The sequence below is a fragment of the Myroides odoratus genome (assembly GCF_001549985.1).
In the GTDB taxonomy this organism is placed as follows: domain Bacteria; phylum Bacteroidota; class Bacteroidia; order Flavobacteriales; family Flavobacteriaceae; genus Flavobacterium; species Flavobacterium odoratum_A.
Map to the genome: position 1 here is coordinate 174,565 of NZ_LROZ01000007.1, position 18,777 is coordinate 193,341.

General features: G+C 36.7%; 20 protein-coding genes. 8 read left to right on the forward strand and 12 right to left on the reverse strand.

Annotation, left to right across the window (positions count from 1 at the left end; all coding sequences use genetic code 11):
- Positions 1–161: 161 nt before the first annotated feature.
- Positions 162–1,322, forward strand: a complete 1,161-nt coding sequence (locus AWV75_RS09905; RefSeq protein ID WP_060874205.1) for an MFS transporter — start codon at positions 162–164, stop codon at positions 1,320–1,322.
- A gap of 104 nt (positions 1,323–1,426) precedes the next feature.
- Here AWV75_RS09905 and AWV75_RS09910 read toward each other — a convergent pair whose 3' ends face one another.
- Positions 1,427–2,725 (reverse strand): NAD(P)-binding domain-containing protein, encoded by a 1,299-nt coding sequence (locus AWV75_RS09910; RefSeq protein ID WP_060874206.1) that lies wholly within the window; start codon positions 2,723–2,725, stop codon positions 1,427–1,429.
- A 95-nt stretch (positions 2,726–2,820) separates the two neighbouring features.
- Between AWV75_RS09910 and AWV75_RS09915 the strand changes: the two genes are divergently transcribed.
- Together AWV75_RS09915 and AWV75_RS09920 are read left to right on the forward strand one after the other, a co-directional pair.
- Positions 2,821–3,774, forward strand: a complete 954-nt coding sequence (locus AWV75_RS09915; RefSeq protein WP_060874207.1) for a helix-turn-helix domain-containing protein — start codon at positions 2,821–2,823, stop codon at positions 3,772–3,774.
- Positions 3,775–4,223: 449 nt separating this feature from the next.
- Positions 4,224–5,240, forward strand: a complete 1,017-nt coding sequence (locus tag AWV75_RS09920; protein WP_060874208.1) for a PTS transporter subunit IIC — start codon at positions 4,224–4,226, stop codon at positions 5,238–5,240.
- Between the two features lie 166 nt (positions 5,241–5,406).
- Here the strand turns inward: AWV75_RS09920 and AWV75_RS09925 are convergent, their stop codons facing one another.
- Positions 5,407–6,159, reverse strand: coding sequence for an SIMPL domain-containing protein (locus tag AWV75_RS09925; protein ID WP_060874209.1), 753 nt, complete (start codon positions 6,157–6,159; stop codon positions 5,407–5,409).
- A gap of 426 nt (positions 6,160–6,585) precedes the next feature.
- Here AWV75_RS09925 and AWV75_RS09930 point away from each other — a divergent pair, with 426 nt between their 5' ends.
- Both AWV75_RS09930 and AWV75_RS09935 read left to right on the forward strand, forming a co-directional pair.
- Entirely contained in the window at positions 6,586–6,960 is a 375-nt protein-coding gene (locus tag AWV75_RS09930) for a helix-turn-helix domain-containing protein (RefSeq protein WP_060874210.1), read from the forward strand.
- A gap of 84 nt (positions 6,961–7,044) precedes the next feature.
- A complete protein-coding gene (locus AWV75_RS09935) occupies positions 7,045–7,800 on the forward strand; it encodes an SDR family oxidoreductase (RefSeq protein WP_060874211.1) in 756 nt (251 codons plus the stop codon).
- 65 nt (positions 7,801–7,865) lie between these two features.
- Here the strand turns inward: AWV75_RS09935 and AWV75_RS09940 are convergent, their stop codons facing one another.
- The 3 genes from AWV75_RS09940 to AWV75_RS09950 all read right to left on the reverse strand — a co-directional run bounded on the left by AWV75_RS09940 (position 7,866) and on the right by AWV75_RS09950 (position 11,505).
- A complete protein-coding gene (locus AWV75_RS09940; RefSeq protein ID WP_060874212.1) occupies positions 7,866–9,125 on the reverse strand; it encodes an alpha/beta hydrolase family protein in 1,260 nt (419 codons plus the stop codon).
- A gap of 163 nt (positions 9,126–9,288) precedes the next feature.
- A complete protein-coding gene (locus tag AWV75_RS09945) occupies positions 9,289–10,113 on the reverse strand; it encodes an alpha/beta hydrolase (RefSeq protein WP_060874213.1) in 825 nt (274 codons plus the stop codon).
- A 663-nt stretch (positions 10,114–10,776) separates the two neighbouring features.
- Entirely contained in the window at positions 10,777–11,505 is a 729-nt protein-coding gene (locus AWV75_RS09950; protein ID WP_060874214.1) for a 2-phosphosulfolactate phosphatase, read from the reverse strand.
- A gap of 246 nt (positions 11,506–11,751) precedes the next feature.
- Between AWV75_RS09950 and AWV75_RS09955 the strand changes: the two genes are divergently transcribed.
- Positions 11,752–12,381: a hypothetical protein gene (locus AWV75_RS09955; RefSeq protein ID WP_060874215.1), complete on the forward strand. Its 630-nt coding sequence runs from the start codon at positions 11,752–11,754 to the stop codon at positions 12,379–12,381.
- A gap of 184 nt (positions 12,382–12,565) precedes the next feature.
- Here the strand turns inward: AWV75_RS09955 and AWV75_RS09960 are convergent, their stop codons facing one another.
- Positions 12,566–12,898, reverse strand: a complete 333-nt coding sequence (locus tag AWV75_RS09960) for a gamma-glutamylcyclotransferase family protein (RefSeq protein ID WP_060874216.1) — start codon at positions 12,896–12,898, stop codon at positions 12,566–12,568.
- Positions 12,899–13,214: 316 nt separating this feature from the next.
- Between AWV75_RS09960 and AWV75_RS09965 the strand changes: the two genes are divergently transcribed.
- Positions 13,215–14,090 (forward strand): clan AA aspartic protease, encoded by an 876-nt coding sequence (locus tag AWV75_RS09965; RefSeq protein ID WP_060874217.1) that lies wholly within the window; start codon positions 13,215–13,217, stop codon positions 14,088–14,090.
- 43 nt (positions 14,091–14,133) lie between these two features.
- On the opposite strand, the gene AWV75_RS09970 is transcribed toward AWV75_RS09965, so the two are convergent.
- Together AWV75_RS09970 and AWV75_RS09975 are read right to left on the reverse strand one after the other, a co-directional pair.
- Positions 14,134–14,922, reverse strand: coding sequence for a PhzF family phenazine biosynthesis protein (locus tag AWV75_RS09970; RefSeq protein ID WP_060874218.1), 789 nt, complete (start codon positions 14,920–14,922; stop codon positions 14,134–14,136).
- 15 nt (positions 14,923–14,937) lie between these two features.
- Entirely contained in the window at positions 14,938–15,468 is a 531-nt protein-coding gene (locus tag AWV75_RS09975; RefSeq protein ID WP_060874229.1) for an NAD(P)H-dependent oxidoreductase, read from the reverse strand.
- A 102-nt stretch (positions 15,469–15,570) separates the two neighbouring features.
- Here AWV75_RS09975 and AWV75_RS09980 point away from each other — a divergent pair, with 102 nt between their 5' ends.
- Positions 15,571–15,945 (forward strand): winged helix-turn-helix transcriptional regulator, encoded by a 375-nt coding sequence (locus AWV75_RS09980; RefSeq protein ID WP_060874219.1) that lies wholly within the window; start codon positions 15,571–15,573, stop codon positions 15,943–15,945.
- A gap of 290 nt (positions 15,946–16,235) precedes the next feature.
- On the opposite strand, the gene arsB is transcribed toward AWV75_RS09980, so the two are convergent.
- The 4 genes from arsB to AWV75_RS10000 form a co-directional block, all read right to left on the reverse strand.
- The gene (gene arsB / locus AWV75_RS09985; RefSeq protein ID WP_060874220.1) at positions 16,236–17,273 is read right to left on the reverse strand and encodes an ACR3 family arsenite efflux transporter; all 1,038 of its coding nucleotides are present in this window, start codon (positions 17,271–17,273) and stop codon (positions 16,236–16,238) included.
- Between the two features lie 3 nt (positions 17,274–17,276).
- On the reverse strand, positions 17,277–17,891 hold the full coding sequence (locus AWV75_RS09990; protein WP_060873484.1) for an arsenate-mycothiol transferase ArsC: 615 nt from the start codon (positions 17,889–17,891) through the stop codon (positions 17,277–17,279).
- 18 nt (positions 17,892–17,909) lie between these two features.
- Positions 17,910–18,362: a DUF6428 family protein gene (locus AWV75_RS09995; protein WP_060873483.1), complete on the reverse strand. Its 453-nt coding sequence runs from the start codon at positions 18,360–18,362 to the stop codon at positions 17,910–17,912.
- Between the two features lie 61 nt (positions 18,363–18,423).
- Positions 18,424–18,753: an ArsR/SmtB family transcription factor gene (locus AWV75_RS10000; RefSeq protein WP_060873482.1), complete on the reverse strand. Its 330-nt coding sequence runs from the start codon at positions 18,751–18,753 to the stop codon at positions 18,424–18,426.
- Between the last annotated feature and the right edge of the window lie 24 nt (positions 18,754–18,777).

Here is an 18,777-nt window from a genome sequence, read left to right on the forward strand (position 1 = left end):
GTTTTTTTTGTAAAAATATAAAAACCAAAACGAGTGTAGTTATTAAATCTGACACTTCATGTATCAAATCTTTCAAATGGAATATAAAAGCCTTAAAATGGAACATTCCAACCACTCTCGTAAATCCTACTTTCGTCCCTGTTTAACTTATTCCAATACCTATGGGGTTTATTTTTTCCAAAAAATACAATAGCTCGCGTGTTGCTATTTCTCTTTTTTTCTTTGCACATGGTCTTGTCCTATCTTCTTGGGCAAGTAGAATACCGAGTATAAAAACACAGCTCAATCTTACAGATGCGGAACTGGGTACACTACTCTTACTTCTACCTATTGGGCAAATAAGTACCATGCCTTTAGCTGCAAAACTCATCCGTTCTTATGGAAGTAAACGCAGCGTGCACTATGGCTTCCTCCTTTATCCTCTTGTTTTAATTCTCTTGGGATTTTCTACTCGTTATTTCGAATTAGCTCTAGGCCTATTTTTCTTTGGTGTTTTAGGTAACCTATGCAATATTGCAATCAATACACAAGGCGTAGAATTAGAGGCTAAGCTGAACACACCCCTGATGTCCTCCTTTCATGGTGCTTGGAGTATTTCTGGATTTATTGGCGCTTTATTCGCTTTAGTCATGTTGCATTACACGCTTTCTACCTCCACGCATTTTTTACTCGTCTACCTACTTGTGATGGTGCTGTGGATTTTTAGTTACAACCGATTGATAACCGTTGAGCCAACACCAAATAAAAAACAAGAAAAGGGATCTATTTTCAAACAGTTAGATAAAACGCTCATTCAATTAGGGGTTATTGGCTTCTTGAGTATGGCGATTGAAGGTGCGATGTTTGATTGGAGTGGTGTCTACTTTCAAGCGATTGTTCAAGCCCCAGAACACTTGATTATTCTCGGCTATACTTCTTTTGTCCTCCTGATGGCAATCGGTCGATTTTTAGGTGATCGACTTGTAGCAACATTGGGCCATAAAAAGGTCATTCAATATTCGGGCATCTTGATGAGTGCGGGTTTGCTGCTTGCTGTTTTCTTTCCCCATTTGCTTCTTACTACTTTTGCTTTTATGCTCGTCGGACTTGGAGGGTCTTGTAGTGTTCCAACCTTATATGGTATTGCAGGTAAACATCCTACGGTTCATGCTGGAATTGCGCTGACCTTAGTTTCCTCCATTTCTTTTTTAGGCTTTTTACTAGGGCCTCCTGTTATTGGCTTTATCTCCTCCTCGTTTGACCTTCGATACTCGTTTGCCTTATTCTCTCTCTTCGGAATTATCATGGTAATCATCGGAAATAAGGCTAAATTATTCAACTAGACGGAATATTGTTCACTTAAAAACAGCGTGTAGTCTTACTAACGCTGTTTTTAAGTGAACTGTAATTGCCGCTATACTTATTATACTTATAGCCTAGATTGTCTTTATTCTGTTGTAACTGACCTGTTTCTATAGTGACATAGTACTTCTTTTATGGCTTGTGCATCTTCTGCAACGCCGTATATAATGCCCGATTTACGTTTAATCAACCAAGGAAACCCCAAATAGTACAACCCTGGTTGTGGCGATACTCCATTGGTATGTATGGGGAATCCCCTTTCATTTAAAACATGGGGAATATGCAAATAAGAAAACGAAGCTTGATACCCCATCGCCCATATTAGGGTATCAATTGCTGAAAAAGATAAGGCTGTACATGAACTGGCTGCACTGAAGTTTACATCAGGACAATCTGCTTCATCGATTTCATCTTGTGGAAATAAATCATCCTGATTCGTTAGTTTTAAAAAGGAATCTACCTTTGATTTTAATGTTTCAGATCCTTGATCTGCAAAAGCAATATGTTGTTTGACCTCATCACTAAAAGTAAAGCCTTTCTCAGTACTGGTTAACAGTTTACCAACAGGTGTAACCCCCATTTTGTGTAGGGATTGTAAGCTTACTGTGTGTCCATAAGTTCCTACTCCTGATACTTGGGGTTGGGTTTGTCGACTGATATTGGCATCTTCTAATTCATCCATACGCATATCCATTACTCCCATCAGAGACAACCATTCCATCATATCTTTTCCTCTATACCTACGAGGGGAACGCCCTACTTCACTAGTTGCTAAATAAAGTTGCCCTTTGCCCGTATAATCAGCCTTTGCAAGCTCTTCTGCCAGTTGTACCCCTGATTGTCCACTCCCGACAATTAACACGTTTCCCTTCACTTGTGTTGGGTTTTTATATTCAGCCGCGTTAATTTGCGTAATTGTTGAAGGAATAGGATAAGCGAATAAAGGATTTTTCCAATCACTCATCTGCCCAGAGGCGACGACAACTTGATTAGCTGATAGCGTTTTCATAGTCTCCTGATAGCGAACCATGACACCATAGCGATCCTTGCCCTTATGTACTGCAGTAACCTCGCATTGTTCTATCACAGGTAAATCGTGCTCTTTTGCATATCCCACTAAGGTATCAATGTATTGTGCATTGGTTTTAAAAGCTTCTCTATCTTCATTTGGAGCAAGTACCATGCCTGGTAAGAGATTCATCCAGTTTGGGGTGTTAAGCGTAAAGGAATCCCAACGTTGATGAACCCAAGAATTGGCGATTTGATTTCTCTCTACTACAATATGGTTGATCTTCTCTTGTTTTAATAAATAACTGATTGCTAATCCAGCCTGGCCTCCACCTATCACAATAACGTCATAATGTTGTTGTTCTATCTGTCTCATTTTGCTTTAGTTTTACTAATTTTGTGTAAAGGTATCAGCAGATTGAACGAGGGAATTAACGCAATCCAAACTCAATATGACGCAATCCAAACTTTATGACTAAACCGCTAACTATAAAAAGAGATTTAAGCCTCCCCAAGGACAATGCAGGACTTACAGAAGAAGTAAGAGCCATACGTGTGCCTGAGAATAAAGCTACTTTTGTATTTAATGAAAAGTCTTTCGATCGCGTTGAGGTTATTTCTTGTGATTATGAACTCGAAAAAGATCAGAATCTCCTCATTGATGTTAAAAATGATGCGTTAAAGATGCACTTTCGACTTTCGGGGGAATCTAGTTGTTTTTGTGATGAAGGAGGATCTTTTAGTCTGAAATCGGGAGAACACAGTCTGATGTTTCACAATAATTGTGAAACGAAAGTAGTCATGAATCCTACACAAACCCAAGGGAAATTTATTGAAATTATGTTATCCCGAAGTTTATTTGAACGCTTTTTTGAAGATGGAAATGATTTTCAACAACAGTTTCTCAACCAGACAATGAAGAAAAACCATGTTTGGACTGATCGCAGTTTAAATATTACCCCTAAAATGTTTGCTTTACTTCAAGAGATGAAAGATGACACCTACCAAGGGCATCTAAAAAAATTGTATTTAGAAGCTAAGATTACAGAACTAATGGTCTTGCAAGTCGATGCTTTTGATAAAACGAAGGACCTACCTAAGCTAACTGCACGGGAGTTAGATCAAATTCAATATACTAAGGTCCTAATCGAACAAAATATCCAAACTCCCTTGACCATTCAGCAACTAAGTCGAATAGTAGGATTAAATATCAAAAAACTGACTATTGGTTTTAAAACCGTGTTTCAAACCACTATTTTTGAATATGCTAAAGCCTATAGAATGCTTGAGGCCAAGCGACTATTATTAGATCAAAAATGGTATGTCAACGAGGTAGCTGAGCATTTGGGATACAAGAATCCACAACACTTCACCGTTGCTTTTAAAAAGTATTATGGGGTCGTACCCCGTTTGTTTAAAGGTTAATAGATTCAGTTTGTATTTCATTCAATAACTCACACCACGTATATCACCTTGACGCAGGAAAGGTCGCATCCTGCGCTCATGCAATACTGTGGAATCATTGGTTTGAGTAACTAGCGTTGAATAACTGATGCGATCCCTCCTTCGTCGGGATGACATACTAGATGGGGCATACTGGACGGGATGACTAGATAGAGCACTAGGGTTGAATAACCGATGTGCCCTCTCCTTCGTCGGGAAGACCTACTGGACGGGGCATACTAGACGAGATAATACGAATTAAATAGCGATATTGGAAGCCTTCATTTTTTAAATTTGTGAATGAAAATACTAATTTACAACCTATATTAGCATGTCAAAGTAATTCAGTTCTACATCCGTATAAGTTATTGTACTTCTGTTTCATCAACAGCGGATTGAGGACTATTATTTTCTATTAAATCAACCGATTCATGCAAGAGTTTCTTCAAAAAAAAGACATCCAAATTTCAAGTAAGCGATATTTTATTGATGCTATGGGAGCCATGGCTTATGGATTATTTGCTACTTTACTCGTAGGTACAATCCTAAAAACCATAGGAGAAGAAGGTAATATTGCTTTTTTAAAAGAGATGGTTTGGCCTTTTGCCAATCAGGCAACAGGTCCGGTACTAGCCTTGGCAATTGCTTATAGTTTAAGAGCGCCTCAATTGGTGCTATTCTCTTCTGCTGTCGTGGGCGTAGCAGCTTATCAATTGGGAGGTCCATTAAGTGTCTTTCTTACAACCATTATTGCGGTCGAAATTGGAAAAGCCGTAGCAGGTGAAACAAGAATTGACATTGTGGTTACCCCCATCGTCACGGTATTAGTTGGCGTTGTTTTAGCCCAATGGATTGGTCCCAGTGTCAATCAGGTGATGCAATGGATCGGGCAAGTAATTATCCTTTCAACGGCTTCTAATCCCCTGATTATGGGAATCGTGATAGCCATTGTCGTGGGGATGGTTTTGACCTTACCCATCTCGTCTGCAGCGCTGTGTTTGATGTTGCAATTGGATGGTTTAGCAGCAGGCGCCGCTACGATTGGTTGTTGTGCACAGATGATTGGGTTTGCTACTATTAGCTATAAAGACAATGGCATAAAGGGCTTATTAGCACAAGGTCTTGGCACCAGTATGCTGCAAATGCCCAATATCTACAAAAATTGGAAAATATGGATTCCCCCAACCTTAACGGCTGCTATCCTAGGTCCCATAGCCATTTTGTTTTTTGATATGCAAAATACTGCCTTAGAATCTGGTATGGGAAGCTGTGGATTAGTGGGTCAAATCGGAACCTTTAATGCCATGAAAGACACGTATTCTACCACCTATATTCTCCTGGCAATTGTAAGTTTACAACTTATATTGCCCATGGTTTTATCTTACCTGATTTATGCGGTCATGAAAAAGAAACACTGGATTAAAGATGGAGATATGAAATTGTTCTAGTACTCCAGGATGTATCAACCAAAAAAAGAAAAAACCTATAATTCCTTGTGAATTATAGGCTATAAACAGGATTGCTTCTAAAAAATAAAACAATAAAATATCAATTCTATTCTTTTACTTCTTGATCCATGAAACAAGAACTTCCTGTAGGAGTATCTGATTTCGATTATTCTAAAAAGAAAACAATGGTACTGACTACTCTAGCTTTTTGAATATAGGGTTCCGTCAGTGCATTATTCGGATTCTCTTCATCGTAATAATACCTTCCCACAATAGTGATTTGTCCTTGTGAAGCGGTCTTTATTTTTCCCAATTTTGCTTGAGAATCGTTGGCAAACTGCTCTCCTGCAATACGTGCATTTTTTGTACTTTCCGCTATTAATTCTGGTTTAACCGAGTTTAATTCCGGAAAAGAATAAATCGGTTCTATCGTTGAAGTCAAGCCTTTGCTGATTAACTCTAGTTTGATTTGAGCCGCTCTATTTTCTACCTCTTTGATGTCTTTTGCTTCAATCGTTAGTTGCTGTGTGAGGGTATAGCGATCTATTTTTACGGATACTTGTCTCCCATCTTCCCAACGAAGTTCATGGTATTTTTCTTGGTCATTTACCCCAACATTAGCAACCTTAATTTCATTTTGAGCATATCCTAGTGTAGTTAGATAGGCAATAATTGCATTTTTCTTATCCTCTGTTTGCTTGATTATTTGCTGTAAATCATCACCTGAAATTGCAAAATCAATCACGAGAGTCGCAGAAGTTGCCATCATATTCATTTCAGCTAATCCCTTTACCGTTACAACCCGATCCTTATCACTAAAGGTCTTTAGCCCCTTAAAAATAAAAAATCCCAATAAAGAAAAGCTTATGAGTAGGGAGAAACCTAAAATAAGTGATTTTACTACGGTTTTGTTTTGCATCTTTATGAAATTTATGTGTGACTTGATTCTATTTCATTTACTTGTCTAGGCAATTACACGTTTCGATATGGCACTCTATGTGGTGCTCTCTATCCTCTCAATTGCCTTAAAAATAAACTAGTAACTATAAATATATCATCAATGCGACAAACAAAAAATAAATTAACTCAACTTTACAACTTAAAAACACGTGTCCTACATAGCCGTTGGGACTGAACTAGATTTTGCTCCCTCACAGCAAATGATAAACCGTTTTGAGTGTTGAATTCTCCGTTCGAAAAGATGGTGTTCTTGGTTCTTTGACCACTCTTTTACTGCGTAGTCCTACGCTCTCTTTACATCCATCGATTTTTAAATAGACTCGTTTATTTCCATCTATTCAAAAAAACATCGTAACTTGTATACGCTAAAGTCTAACAAAACAGGATGAAAAGGAATACAGCCACCTCGAAGCGAGGAAGCGAAATCAAACAAACTTATTTTGATTACTTAGATCAACATATAGAAGCTGTCCTTATAGGGACTGAAACTAGCTTTAAAGAAATCAATCAAATAGCAGATGACTTAGCGATATCTCATACCCATCTAACAGATACCTTACAAAAGGAAACCGGCCATCATCCTTGTCATTTTTATGATTTAAAAATAATTAACAAGGCCAAAGAGATGATTGTAAACACCAATTATTCTATTGCAGAAATTGCCACGATGCTCACCTATGACCCTTCTAATTTCTCTAAGTTTTTTAAAAAATTCACAGGAATAACACCCGGAAATTATAGAAAAATAAATACGATATAACTTCCGAAAAGTTCACCATGATTCTCTGTTAAATTCTTTTCAAATTTACCCTATCAATTGTAAAACATTTAAAATCAATTTAACATGGGAAATACAGATTTAAAAGGAAAAGTAGTTTTAATTACTGGCGGTGCGAAGAACCTCGGTGGTTTATTAAGTAGAACTTTTGCATCGAAAGGGGCGAAAATAGCCATTCATTACAATAGTGATCACAGCAAATCGGAAGCGGAAAAAACACTAAGGGATATTACCACACTTGGTGGAGAGGCTTTTTTATTTCAGGCTGATTTAACGCAAGTGGAAAACATAAAAGTGCTTTTTCAAGAAACAAAAAAACGCTTTGGAGGCATTGACATCGCAATTAATACCGTTGGAATGGTACTCAAAAAACCCTTTTTAGAAACAACGGAACAAGACTATGATCAAATGTTTGATATCAATGCTAAAGTGGCGTACTTCTTCATACAAGAAGCAGGAAAACAGTTGAATGACAACGGTAAAATCTGTTCCATTGTCACTTCACTCCTCGCTGCTTATACTGGTTTATACTCTACTTATGCGGGTGCTAAAGCACCTGTTGAACACTTCACCAGAATGGCTTCTAAAGAATTTGGTTCTCGAGGAATCTCGGTAACGGGTGTAGCTCCTGGACCTATGGATACTCCTTTTTTCTACGGACAAGAAACAGCTGATGCAGTGGCTTATCACAAATCAGCATCGGCTTTAGGTGGACTAACCAAAATTGAAGACATTGTTCCTCTTGTAGCATTTTTAGTTACCGATGGATGGTGGATTACAGGACAAACCCTATTTGCAAATGGTGGATACACCACGAGATAAGCATACAAAAAAAGTGTTTAGACTGAAGTCTAAACACTTTTTTTATTTTTTGTTATTCCCTACAACTAATCGTTCGCTTTACTAGGCAAATACTGCTTGATAAATGCAATTAATTGATCCGTACTCTGAACAATCGCTTGGGTATGTGAAGCCCCTTTCACCAAGAGCAGTTCGACCTGAGGCGAACCTAATTCTTTTAAGTGATCGACCAACTCCTGTGTAATCGTATAAGGAACATTCGTATCTGCCGTCCCTTGAATCACCAAAACTGGTTTATCTATTTTTTTTGTTCCCGGTTGATTTGCGGCAATTGACGCCTTTACGATGCTATTCGTCTGAAATGCTTCTTCATTGATTCCGGGGTAATCCATCACCTTACGCGACTCCTCTTCCTTCATAAATTGGATAATATCTGCTTTATATGCATTTCTAATTCCATCCAAACACAAACCATCCTCTCCATTGCTACCTTCTGCTAAAGAGGCAAAGGCTTTACTTCTCCCCTTAAACATAACCGTATAATCAAAAGTCGGATGCTCCGCTTTCAGTCCCACACCAGATAAGGCACCATAAGCCAATAGGGTGGCATACGTAACTACTGAATTTCGCTCTTCTAATGGAATCGGAGGATTGGCTCTATTTTCTTGAGCTTCTAAGGCTCTTAATGCATTGGGAGCTACTTCTAGTATAATCTTTCCTAAATTTGAACCAGGTGCCCCTGCAATAGCGCCTTTATAAGAAGCATCCTCACTTGCGTATTCTGCTACTCCTAAAGAAGCTTGTCCACCTTGTGATTGACCTGAAGAGATCCAATCTCCCTGAAAGTCATTCGAATACTTTTGTTTCAACGCATGAACGGCATAAATACAAGACAATGCTTCACTCTTCAGATTTAAATACGGATGAATACCTGGGGTACCTAATCCTTCATAATCTGGAGCAACCACCACATAGCCTTCTTGTAAAATTCGCTTCAACGAAACTTTAAAATTCGCACTAATTGGTTTATTGCTTGGCGCACAATCATCCGATATCCCTACAGTTCCATGCGCCCACATCACCATGCGCCAACCATCTGCAGGCTTGGGTACATTGGGATAAAAAACCAAAGCGGTTGCCTCTACCTCTTGTCCTCTAATCCCAGGCATTTGATACGTCATAATCTTAATACTCGACGCTTCTTCTAGTTGATCTAATGTATAATTCGACTCTGAAACATAGACACTAGGCGTTGACGATGATGTTGTATCATCATTTGAACACCCAATTGACCATACACTCATTGAGAGGAGTAACCATACAACGGTTTTTTGAATTCTTTTCATTTTTGCTTTTTTTAAAATATTATTCTTTAGTGATTATTTAATAACAAATAATTCTAAAGTTAACAAAAAAACAAAACAAATAAGTAATAAAAAAGCAATCAAAAACCTTTCACCTCATTAATTACATCCGTTTATTGTATTTACGACATATTCAATTACACGATTACTTGCTATCATTCAATGCCCAAATCAAAGCGCGTGCTTTCGTTGCTCTAAATATTGTTGTATGCCCTTCATTTGGTTCATCAACATAGTTCCATTGCAAGGCATCATCTTTATTCTCGGTTAAAATGGTTGCTAATTCCTTCGTATAAGGAGCAATATCTGTAGCATTAGATCCAGCAAACCACAGCTTTTTTTCCAATGGTTTATTTTTTTCTAGATTGACTTTTGCCGTTCGAACTAAATAATGATCATTCCACCACAACGAAGGGTCAAATGCGATGTAGTTCGTAAATAGCTCTGGTTCTAAAAAGAAGGTTTCTAGTACAAATAAACCAGCAGCCGATTCTCCCAAAATCGTTTTTTCAGCTTTTGTTCGATATCGTTGATCAATTTCCTTAACCAACTCTTCTCTTATAAAAGCTCTAAACCGTTGGGAACCTCCTACCTCTGGCGCAATTTCTTTGTCTTTTGCAACGGTTGTAAATCCAGTTAAATCTCTTCGTCTCTGTGTATTTTCAATTCCAACTAAAATAACAGCAGGAATTTTTTGTTCCAGAATCAACGCTTCTACTGTATGAGCTATATGTGGAAAATCCTCTGCTATTCCGCCATCAGCCATATAAATCACAGGCAAGGAGTCCTGACCGCTGGCATAATCTCTGGGCGTCCATACATTGATTACTCTTTCTTCTTTTAGTTCCTTTGATTGTAGTTTAAACGTATCGTGAATGGGTACAACATCGTTCATTGTAGATTTATTGGTACAACTTGTGATTAACACCACACTTAATACACAGCATACGCTAGTCATTTTTGCTTTCATGTTCGAGTCTTTTAGTTTTAAATGTAAGAAATTTCATGCTTTTTTTTTATGCTTCCTCTTCTGAATGGATAAACTTTTTAAAAAAACAAGGTAATCAAAGCACTGAAAACCAATCTCCTATTGTAAATTTATTCAGCTTTTGGCAGTGAAGAGCGGGCACCTAGATAGCAATTGAGAATACAAAATGACTCCCACGATGAATGGCTTAGCTAGAAATTGGCAGCAAGAGAATCTGATGCTTTTTTGGCCTCCATTCAACCTTTTCATGTACCTTCAACGAGTTGAATCAAAATAAAGAAGCACTCTTAAACAAGAGTGCTTCTGGGCTAAAATTATCTGTTGGGTTTAAAATCCTACAGCAGGATTATCGAAAAAAATTTTACTATGGTACGAAGCTTAAAAGCAGTTGGAATTCAAGTCTAATCCATGCATCTTTAGTCCTTTTCCTTCGCTTTTACTTCTAATATGATTTAGATTTACCTTAAATGAAATACAATTTATGTGCCATTCTATACAGACAAAAATAAATAGACCGTTAGCTAATCCAAGTGTATAATCACGAATAAAACATTTACAAAAGACCATTTGTACAGAACTTAAAAAATGGAATAATTGGGCAATCTATTTTTTGAATAATTTGTTTTTACTCCGTTTTACCCTACATTAGTATGAATGAGTGGCAACATAAAAACGTCCCTCTTTCAAAAGAGGAACATGCGAACTAACATTAAAATCACAAGCTAAGTCAATATCTTGTTCAAATCCTCGTTCGATTAATTCTTTACCTGAACAACAGTTTTTAATATCAGCTAATAAAGAAGATTTAGCACTTTCAAAAATGGCTAAACTAGCTTTACTTTCAGGTGATAATGTTCCTGTTAAATACGAAATAATGGCTCCTGCTCCCACTGCATCTTCAAAAGCAACTCGCAAAGATTGATCGGGCCATTGCTCTCCTGCTGCAATGATACCAATTCGGTTTCCATACTCACTTGCTTGAGCAGCTACTGCTGCTGCATTTCGCAAGCTTCCGCATAGGGTTGGCGTCGATCCCGTTGCCAAGCTTAGTGTTGCTCCATTCGGCGATGGAAGGACCAACTTTGTTTGTGCTTCAATCGCTGTTAATGAAGTTGGTGATAATGAAAATCCAGCAGTAAATTTTCGTTTAAAATCCGCTAATTCTGCTTCCATTTCTTGAGCATAGAAAATCGCCGATTCGTCTTTCCAACGGTAGGGATAAATAAGAGCCCCTCGAGCCGTTGCAATATCTACACAAGTAGAAAAGGAAAGAACATCAACAATAATAATAACATCCGATATGGGAGCTAATTCTCTTACTCCACCATATCCCCAGTCCATCCGAATATCAAAGGCTTCTTGGTTGTAAATCATGAGTCAAATTAAAGGTTCGTTTTTAGTACGATCGTTTAATATCGAGCGCAATCCTTCTACCTCTTACCTAAGAGGAGTATTTTTCCTTGTCGTTGGAAGAAATAAAAAGCGGGATTATTTGTTGGTGCAAAAATAAACAAAGTCACGCAATATAAACACGTGCTACAACAAGAAAACGGGTAATCTGAACGTCCTTTTTGGAGTTCTTACCCCCTTTTTTGTACTTTCGCGGAGAATAGACTAATCATGAGAAACAAAATCATCCTCGACCAATTACGCGCCAAAGAAAAACAAATAGAACAGCTTGTTTGCAATCGTATTGAACAAACAGGAAATAACATACAAAAGGAGTTTTACCAACGATGGAAAGACCACAATCGAAATGAAGCAATCGAAACTATGTTTTATGACTTGAGGCAAAATGTTATGGACTATTGGTTAAACGAAAAATACACCAAAGGTTCAACAACAGCATTCAACTTATTATATTTAGAACAAGATGGTCTTTACGGGGGTGAGTTTACTTCTTTTGCCATCGACTTTCGCTATCCATCTAAGAAATTACCTCAATTTGAAATCCTGGATGATCGCTTTCATTATATTGAAAACAGGAGTAATTTACCTGCTTGTGTGATTCCTCTACTGGATGTTTTAACACAAGAAATTCAAGGAAAAGAATATGATTTTGAAGATTGGGACGATGTCATGGATCTATATGCACTCTTTGAAGTTACGGCTTATATCGACACCCACCACACCTTATTACTCGCGCATCAGGAACAGCTTTTCCAGTCTCTTCCGATCCAAAAACCTTTTTATCTTGCGGTAGGTGAACACGATGCAGGAGCACCTCAATTGATTTACGTAATCGAATAAAATACAGCAGTAGTGAAACCGAAGCCATCATTCCCTTTGTTCAGCGTAACAAGGGGATTAGGGAAATGTACCCGTGGATGCAATTTACCCGCATAACGCCTCATGCTAATGAAGCTTTTGAACTGGTGCTACCTATATCAGGGACGTTCACAACATCCTCTCACCTTCTCACCCTCTCACCACCTTATTTCTCAATGTAGATAAACCCTTCTTTACCCGACAGAAATGCTATTTTTATGCGTTTATAGTTATCCACTTCATAGGCATCTGCATGAGCCAATTCTTCGTCCGTCAGCGTTAAGAGTACCCCTTCTACCCTATCGTTGGGATTTCCACTAAGTGAAAGAATAGGATGGAATTGTTGTCCTGATTTCTTTAATACTTCTTCATCAAAAATTTCGATATAATCTAATTTGTATCCCAGCAGAACCTCTTTTTCACTTTGTAAGATTCTACCAAAAGTTTCCAATTGAACTTTTTCGTACTGTAAAGTACCGTATGAGAATAATAAATTCATAAATATGGTTTTAAAAAGGGTTGAGTTTTTTACTCTGTATACTTTATTAACTAATCTAAATTAAGATAATCACCTAATTTAAAAGTGTTATACCATGATTGAGATTGTTTAATTCAAAATCAAATATACTAGTTAATAGTTGATTTTTTGAAATAAGATGGTGTATTTTAAAGCTATAATTCAGAAAACATCTTACTACTTAAGGCTGAAAACTTAGTTATTAGTTCTAGGTCTTATTTTACTAATGTATTACAAAAAAATCATATCGATTATAGTATCTTCGATACGACCATAAAACACTTTTACATCAACACCAATGAAACACTTATTCTCTTTACTATTCTTAGGATACTTTGGCATGCAAGCTGTTGCACAGACCAATAATACGAACGATACAATTCCTTTTATACTAAACAAGCACAACACCCTATATGTCAAAGCAATAGTGAACGAAATAGATACACTCAATCTTAATTTTGATACAGGAAGTAGTGAGTTGACCTTGACGCACCACACCTTAGAGCATAAATTTAAGTCTACGGTCAATCTATACCACACCCTGTACAAAGTAAAAATTGGTAGTCAAACCTATCAAACCAGGTTATATGATGCAGCATTGGCAGGCAATGATACAGATGGGCGTTTTGGGTGGGATTTATTCAACGGACAGGTCGTAGAGGTGAATTATGATCAAAACATCCTAGTTGTACACCATCAGCTTCCTGACTATGTAACCAAAGACCCTGCTTATACGAAGCTTGTGATTAACTACGTTGACAATGTGTTTTTAGTGCAAAGTAGCATCATGCATCATGAGGTAGAAAACAAGGATGCATTCTTGTTTGACACGGGATTTAATAGAACTGTAATGCTTGATACTGATTTGATGAAGGAAAACCACTTTCCGTTTGATCAGATGGAGGTGATAAAAACCAGTATAATGAGAGGAGCTACAGGAAATGAAATACCTGTCATAACGGCTAACCTTCAGCAATTAAAATTAGGAGATTACTGTTTGAAAAACATACCTGCACAACAATTGACCTCGCATAAACCAATCCAAAATAAGAATATACATATTTTGGGAAATGAAGTGCTTAAACGCTTTACTACCTTTATGGATTTTAAGGATCATATCATCTATCTAAAACCAAATGGTCTATACGACGTAGCCTATACGGATGCAAAATAATAAAACGAGGATAAGCCAGACTTATCCTCGTTTTTGTATGGTATTATTCTGTCCAGCAGTATCCGGTAGCATACGTTCTTGCTTTACCTGCTACGATCACTCTTTCATCTTTATTTTCACAAAACAACTCTCCTCCTCTTTCTGATATTTGTTTTGCAAAAAGGGTCTGTTTTCCTAATCGCGATGACCAAAAGGGAATAAGAGAACAATGGGCCGATCCAGTTACCGGATCTTCAAGAATAGAAGATTGAGGAGTGAAATATCTCGATACAAAATCACTCCCTACTCCAACCGATGTTACGACTACTCCTCCTGGATCAAGATTGATTAAATCTAAAATGGATTGGTCCACTTTAATATTCTTTACCTCTTCCTCTGATTCATATACTAAAAGATAATCTCTAGATTTAAAAACTTCTTTAGGCTGTATATTCAGTGCTCTAGCAATCACATCTGGTAAGGATGAAGCCTCTGGCATTCTTGAAGGAAAGTCCATATAGTACATCCCATCCTTAACCTCTACGATTAACTCGCCACTCTTGGTCTCAAATACGATGCTATCCTTTGGGTAATTTAATATACTCGACAGGCAGTGTGCTGTAGCTAATGTAGCATGTCCACATAGATCCATTTCTATCTCTGGAGTAAACCATCTCAAGTGAATTCTATCGCCCTTATCAATAAAGAAAGCGGTTTCTGCAACAGCATTCTCTCTTGTTATTTTAAATAATACCTCATCAGGTAACCAACTTTTCAGCGGAACAACACAAGCTGGGTTTCCCTGAAAAATATGTTCGGTAAAAGCATCTATTTGATATAATTCTAATTTCATTATGCTATTTTAATATTATACTGTGGCTATAAATTGCAGATAAGGAGCAATACTATTTTTTATTGTTTCTATTGAGCTATCCTTTTCGATACCATAGTACGCATAGAATCCTTGATAATCAGCCTTAATATAGTTAAACGTTACTTCAAAAGGAGCTAATAGTTGTTCTAGCGTATAGGCATACTTCCCCTCCACACGATACTCCTTCTCCTCAATCCCTGCGGTTATAGCTAATCCTATTTTCTTCTTACTCATTTTGTAACCACTCTGACTACCATAAGCCCAGCCATAGGTCAATACTTCATCTAACCAAGTTTTAAACAAAGGCGGGCAATTAAACCAATAAAAAGGAAATTGAAATACAATATGGTTATAGGCTTCGATCAATTCTTGTTCTTTTTGAACATCAATTATTCCGTCCGGGTATGCGGTGTGTAAATTATGAATAAAGTATAGTTCAGGAGATTGCTCTAACGCCTTTATCCATAACTTGTTTACAATAGATTCTCCAAAATTAGGATGGATTAAAATCACTAATGTACGCATCATTTCTTCGCATTAATCGTTATTACTCCTGCAAAAATAGGGAGTTCAAACCGCTTTTTGTACCTTTACGCCCAATTGTTAGATACTATCAAAAAAGTAAGTATGACCAAAATTAAGGAGACTTCTACTCACTTCGAAAACAAAAAAGCCCTTGAAAATGAATGTGATGAGGTATATGCCACAAGTATAATTGGAGGACAATGGACCATGGCTATTTGTTGTTATTTACTGGAAGGGAAAATGCGTTTTGGAGAGATAAAAAAGGTTCTACCTAATATTACAGAACGGGTATTAACGCTTCAATTACGCAAACTAGAAGAGCATCATATTATCTTTAGAACCGTATATCCTGAAGTGCCACCTCGCGTTGAATATGAATTAACTTCTATTGGATTAAAACTATCGCCAATTATTAAGGCTTTGGGAAAATGGGGAGCAGAACATAAAAAACTAGACCCCAACTCGTTATCAAAGTAATTGCAACTAAATCTTTTAAACAAGGGATTAGGCAATCTGTGATTGCTTGGGTACCTCCTTTTTGTTTACCTCTCCATTTTAATTTCTTTACATACAATCTCCTCTTTAAACGAGGATGCGATACTTATCATGCTGCTGTTGATCTGGAAAGTTTTTATGAACCAAGTTTTATTATGGAGCGAGCATGTATGTTCAGGTATTAATGAATTCATAGAATATCTAAATTCACCAGAACAACAATTATCAGGAAAAGATTTTAAAATGGGTTCAAAAATGCTAACGCAATTATTTTATTCCTTTGTATAATATTTCTTTTTCATCCATACACTCACTCGTACAAGTAGAATCAGTACAGGAACTTCAACTAAAGGTCCGATAACTCCTACAAAAGCTTGGGGCGAGTGAATTCCGAATACGGCAATAGCAACAGCGATAGCCAGTTCAAAATTATTACCTGCTGCAGTAAAAGAAATAGCTGCATTTTTATCATAATCCACATGCATTGACTTGTTTACGAAGAAACTAACAAAGAACATCAAAACAAAATAGACAACAAGCGGAATAGCAACTTTGATAACTTGCATTGGCAATTGTACAATTTGCTCTCCTTTTAAGCTAAACATAAGCACAATGGTAAACAGTAAAGCATATAAAGTAAAGGGTGAAATAAAAGGGATAAACTTGCGCGTAAACCAAGCTTCTCCTTTTATTCTAATGAGATACTTATGACTTAAAAAACCTGCTAAAAATGGAATTCCTAAATAAATAAGCACACTTTGTATAACATCGCTCATCTTAATTGAAATAGCATAATCAGCAAATCCAAAATAAGAAGGTAATACGTTGATAAAAAGCCAAACAAAGAAGCTATAAAACAGCACCTGGAAAACACTATTTAATGCAATCAGTAAGGCTGCATATTCTCGATTACCTTTTGCTAAATCATTCCATACAATCACCATGGCAATACATCTGGCTAAACCAATAAGGATCAACCCTACCATATAATCAGGCTCATCACGCATGAAAATAATAGCCAGAACAAACATTAAAACAGGTCCTACAATCCAGTTTAAGAAAAGAGATAAACCTAAGACTTTTTTATCCCTAAAAGCCAATGGTAATAGATTATAATCAACCTTTGCCAGTGGAGGATACATCATGATGATTAATCCTATAGCTAACGGAATATTGGTCGTTCCAATAGACAGTTTATCCATCACATTAGAAACACTTGGAAATACATTTCCAATCAAAACACCAATCCCCATCGCCAAGAAAATCCAAAGGGTTAAGTATCGATCTAAAAATTTCATTCTAACTTGCATAACTTACTTTTTAATTTGTGATACGATGTAAAACATTTCACTTGCAATTTCAAGGCTTCGATTAAAATATCCTACTTGCTGGTTTTCCGTTCCATCAAATACCTTCGGATCCTCAAATGTAATAGGGATTCTGCGCTCAGCACCTGCTATAAAAGGACAGCCCTCATCCACCTGTGAACAAGTCATTACCGCTGCAAAATCACTACTTGGATTAAAAGCGGCATCGTACTTCTTAGAAAAACCAATAATAGGAACTTCATTATCCCCATACTTTATCGCATAAATAGGATTTTCTCCTTCTGCAATTTTAAATACATCAAGCCCTTGTTCTTTCAGAACTGTAGCAACCATGGGATACATAGCTGTTTGTTCGGTTCCTCCTGAATAACAAGTAACATTTGGAATACCATAGTAACTAGCCGCTACTTGCATCCAAATCTGAGTCAAATGACTTCTTCTTGAATTATGTGTACAGATAAAATTGATTCGAATTGGAGATTTTGAATCAACCTTAGCTTGAATGTATGCCAGTAAAGGAGCTAAAACTTCTTTTCTATGATTAGTTATCACTCTTGATTCAAGCATAATACTAATTGTAGTTGATAATGTTTTATACATCTTTTACCTTTTTTAAGATTAACAACATCCAGCGTTAGAATCGCAACAACTAGTTTGATTTACCTGATCACTTGGTGTAATTCCACAAGCATCTTCAGCTAAACAAGCAGTCAATGTATTTTTTAATAGAAAGTGAGTTCCATTAAATTCTAAGAAATACTTTCCTATTGTTTCTTTACCTTGAACTTCTACTTCAATATCCGCATCAACAATACCTAATTTTGTTTCTGATAATCGAATAATATTAAGCAATTTACCAGCTTTTAAACGGTGCTGATAATCATCTGCATTCCACAATTGAAAGCTTACTTTAACCTCTTCTCTTATTGTTCCTCCGCAGTCGATAAATTTCTTTGTCACTTGACCTACTTCTGTTACATGGAAGTGTTCTGCTACAAACGTCCCATCTTCAAATTGAAAATCTACTCGATCTAATTTTTCTAACACTACTTTTACTTCTGATAATTTCATATTTTATCTGTTTTAAATTATTTTAATATCGTAATATCACGATGATGTTGAATAAAAAATATTAACAGCAATCCTTTGATTGTATTTTTTGAGCGAAGAAGAATTCAAACTCCTTGAAGAATTCATTCCAAGCTACATTGTCAATACAATAACAAACGGATTTACCCTCAATAGTCCCTTTTATAAGTCCACTATTTTTAAGCTCTTTTAAGTGCTGAGAAATAGTGGCTTGAGCTAATCCAAGTTCTTCTACCAAATCATTGCAAATACAAGCATCTTGATTGATAATATACTGAAGAATGGCAAGTCTTGCTGGATGCCCTAAAACCTTAAACATAAGCGACAATCTATTCTTTTTATCACTAAATAATTCTGATTTTGTTACTCCCATTGTTTTATACTTAAATATACATCG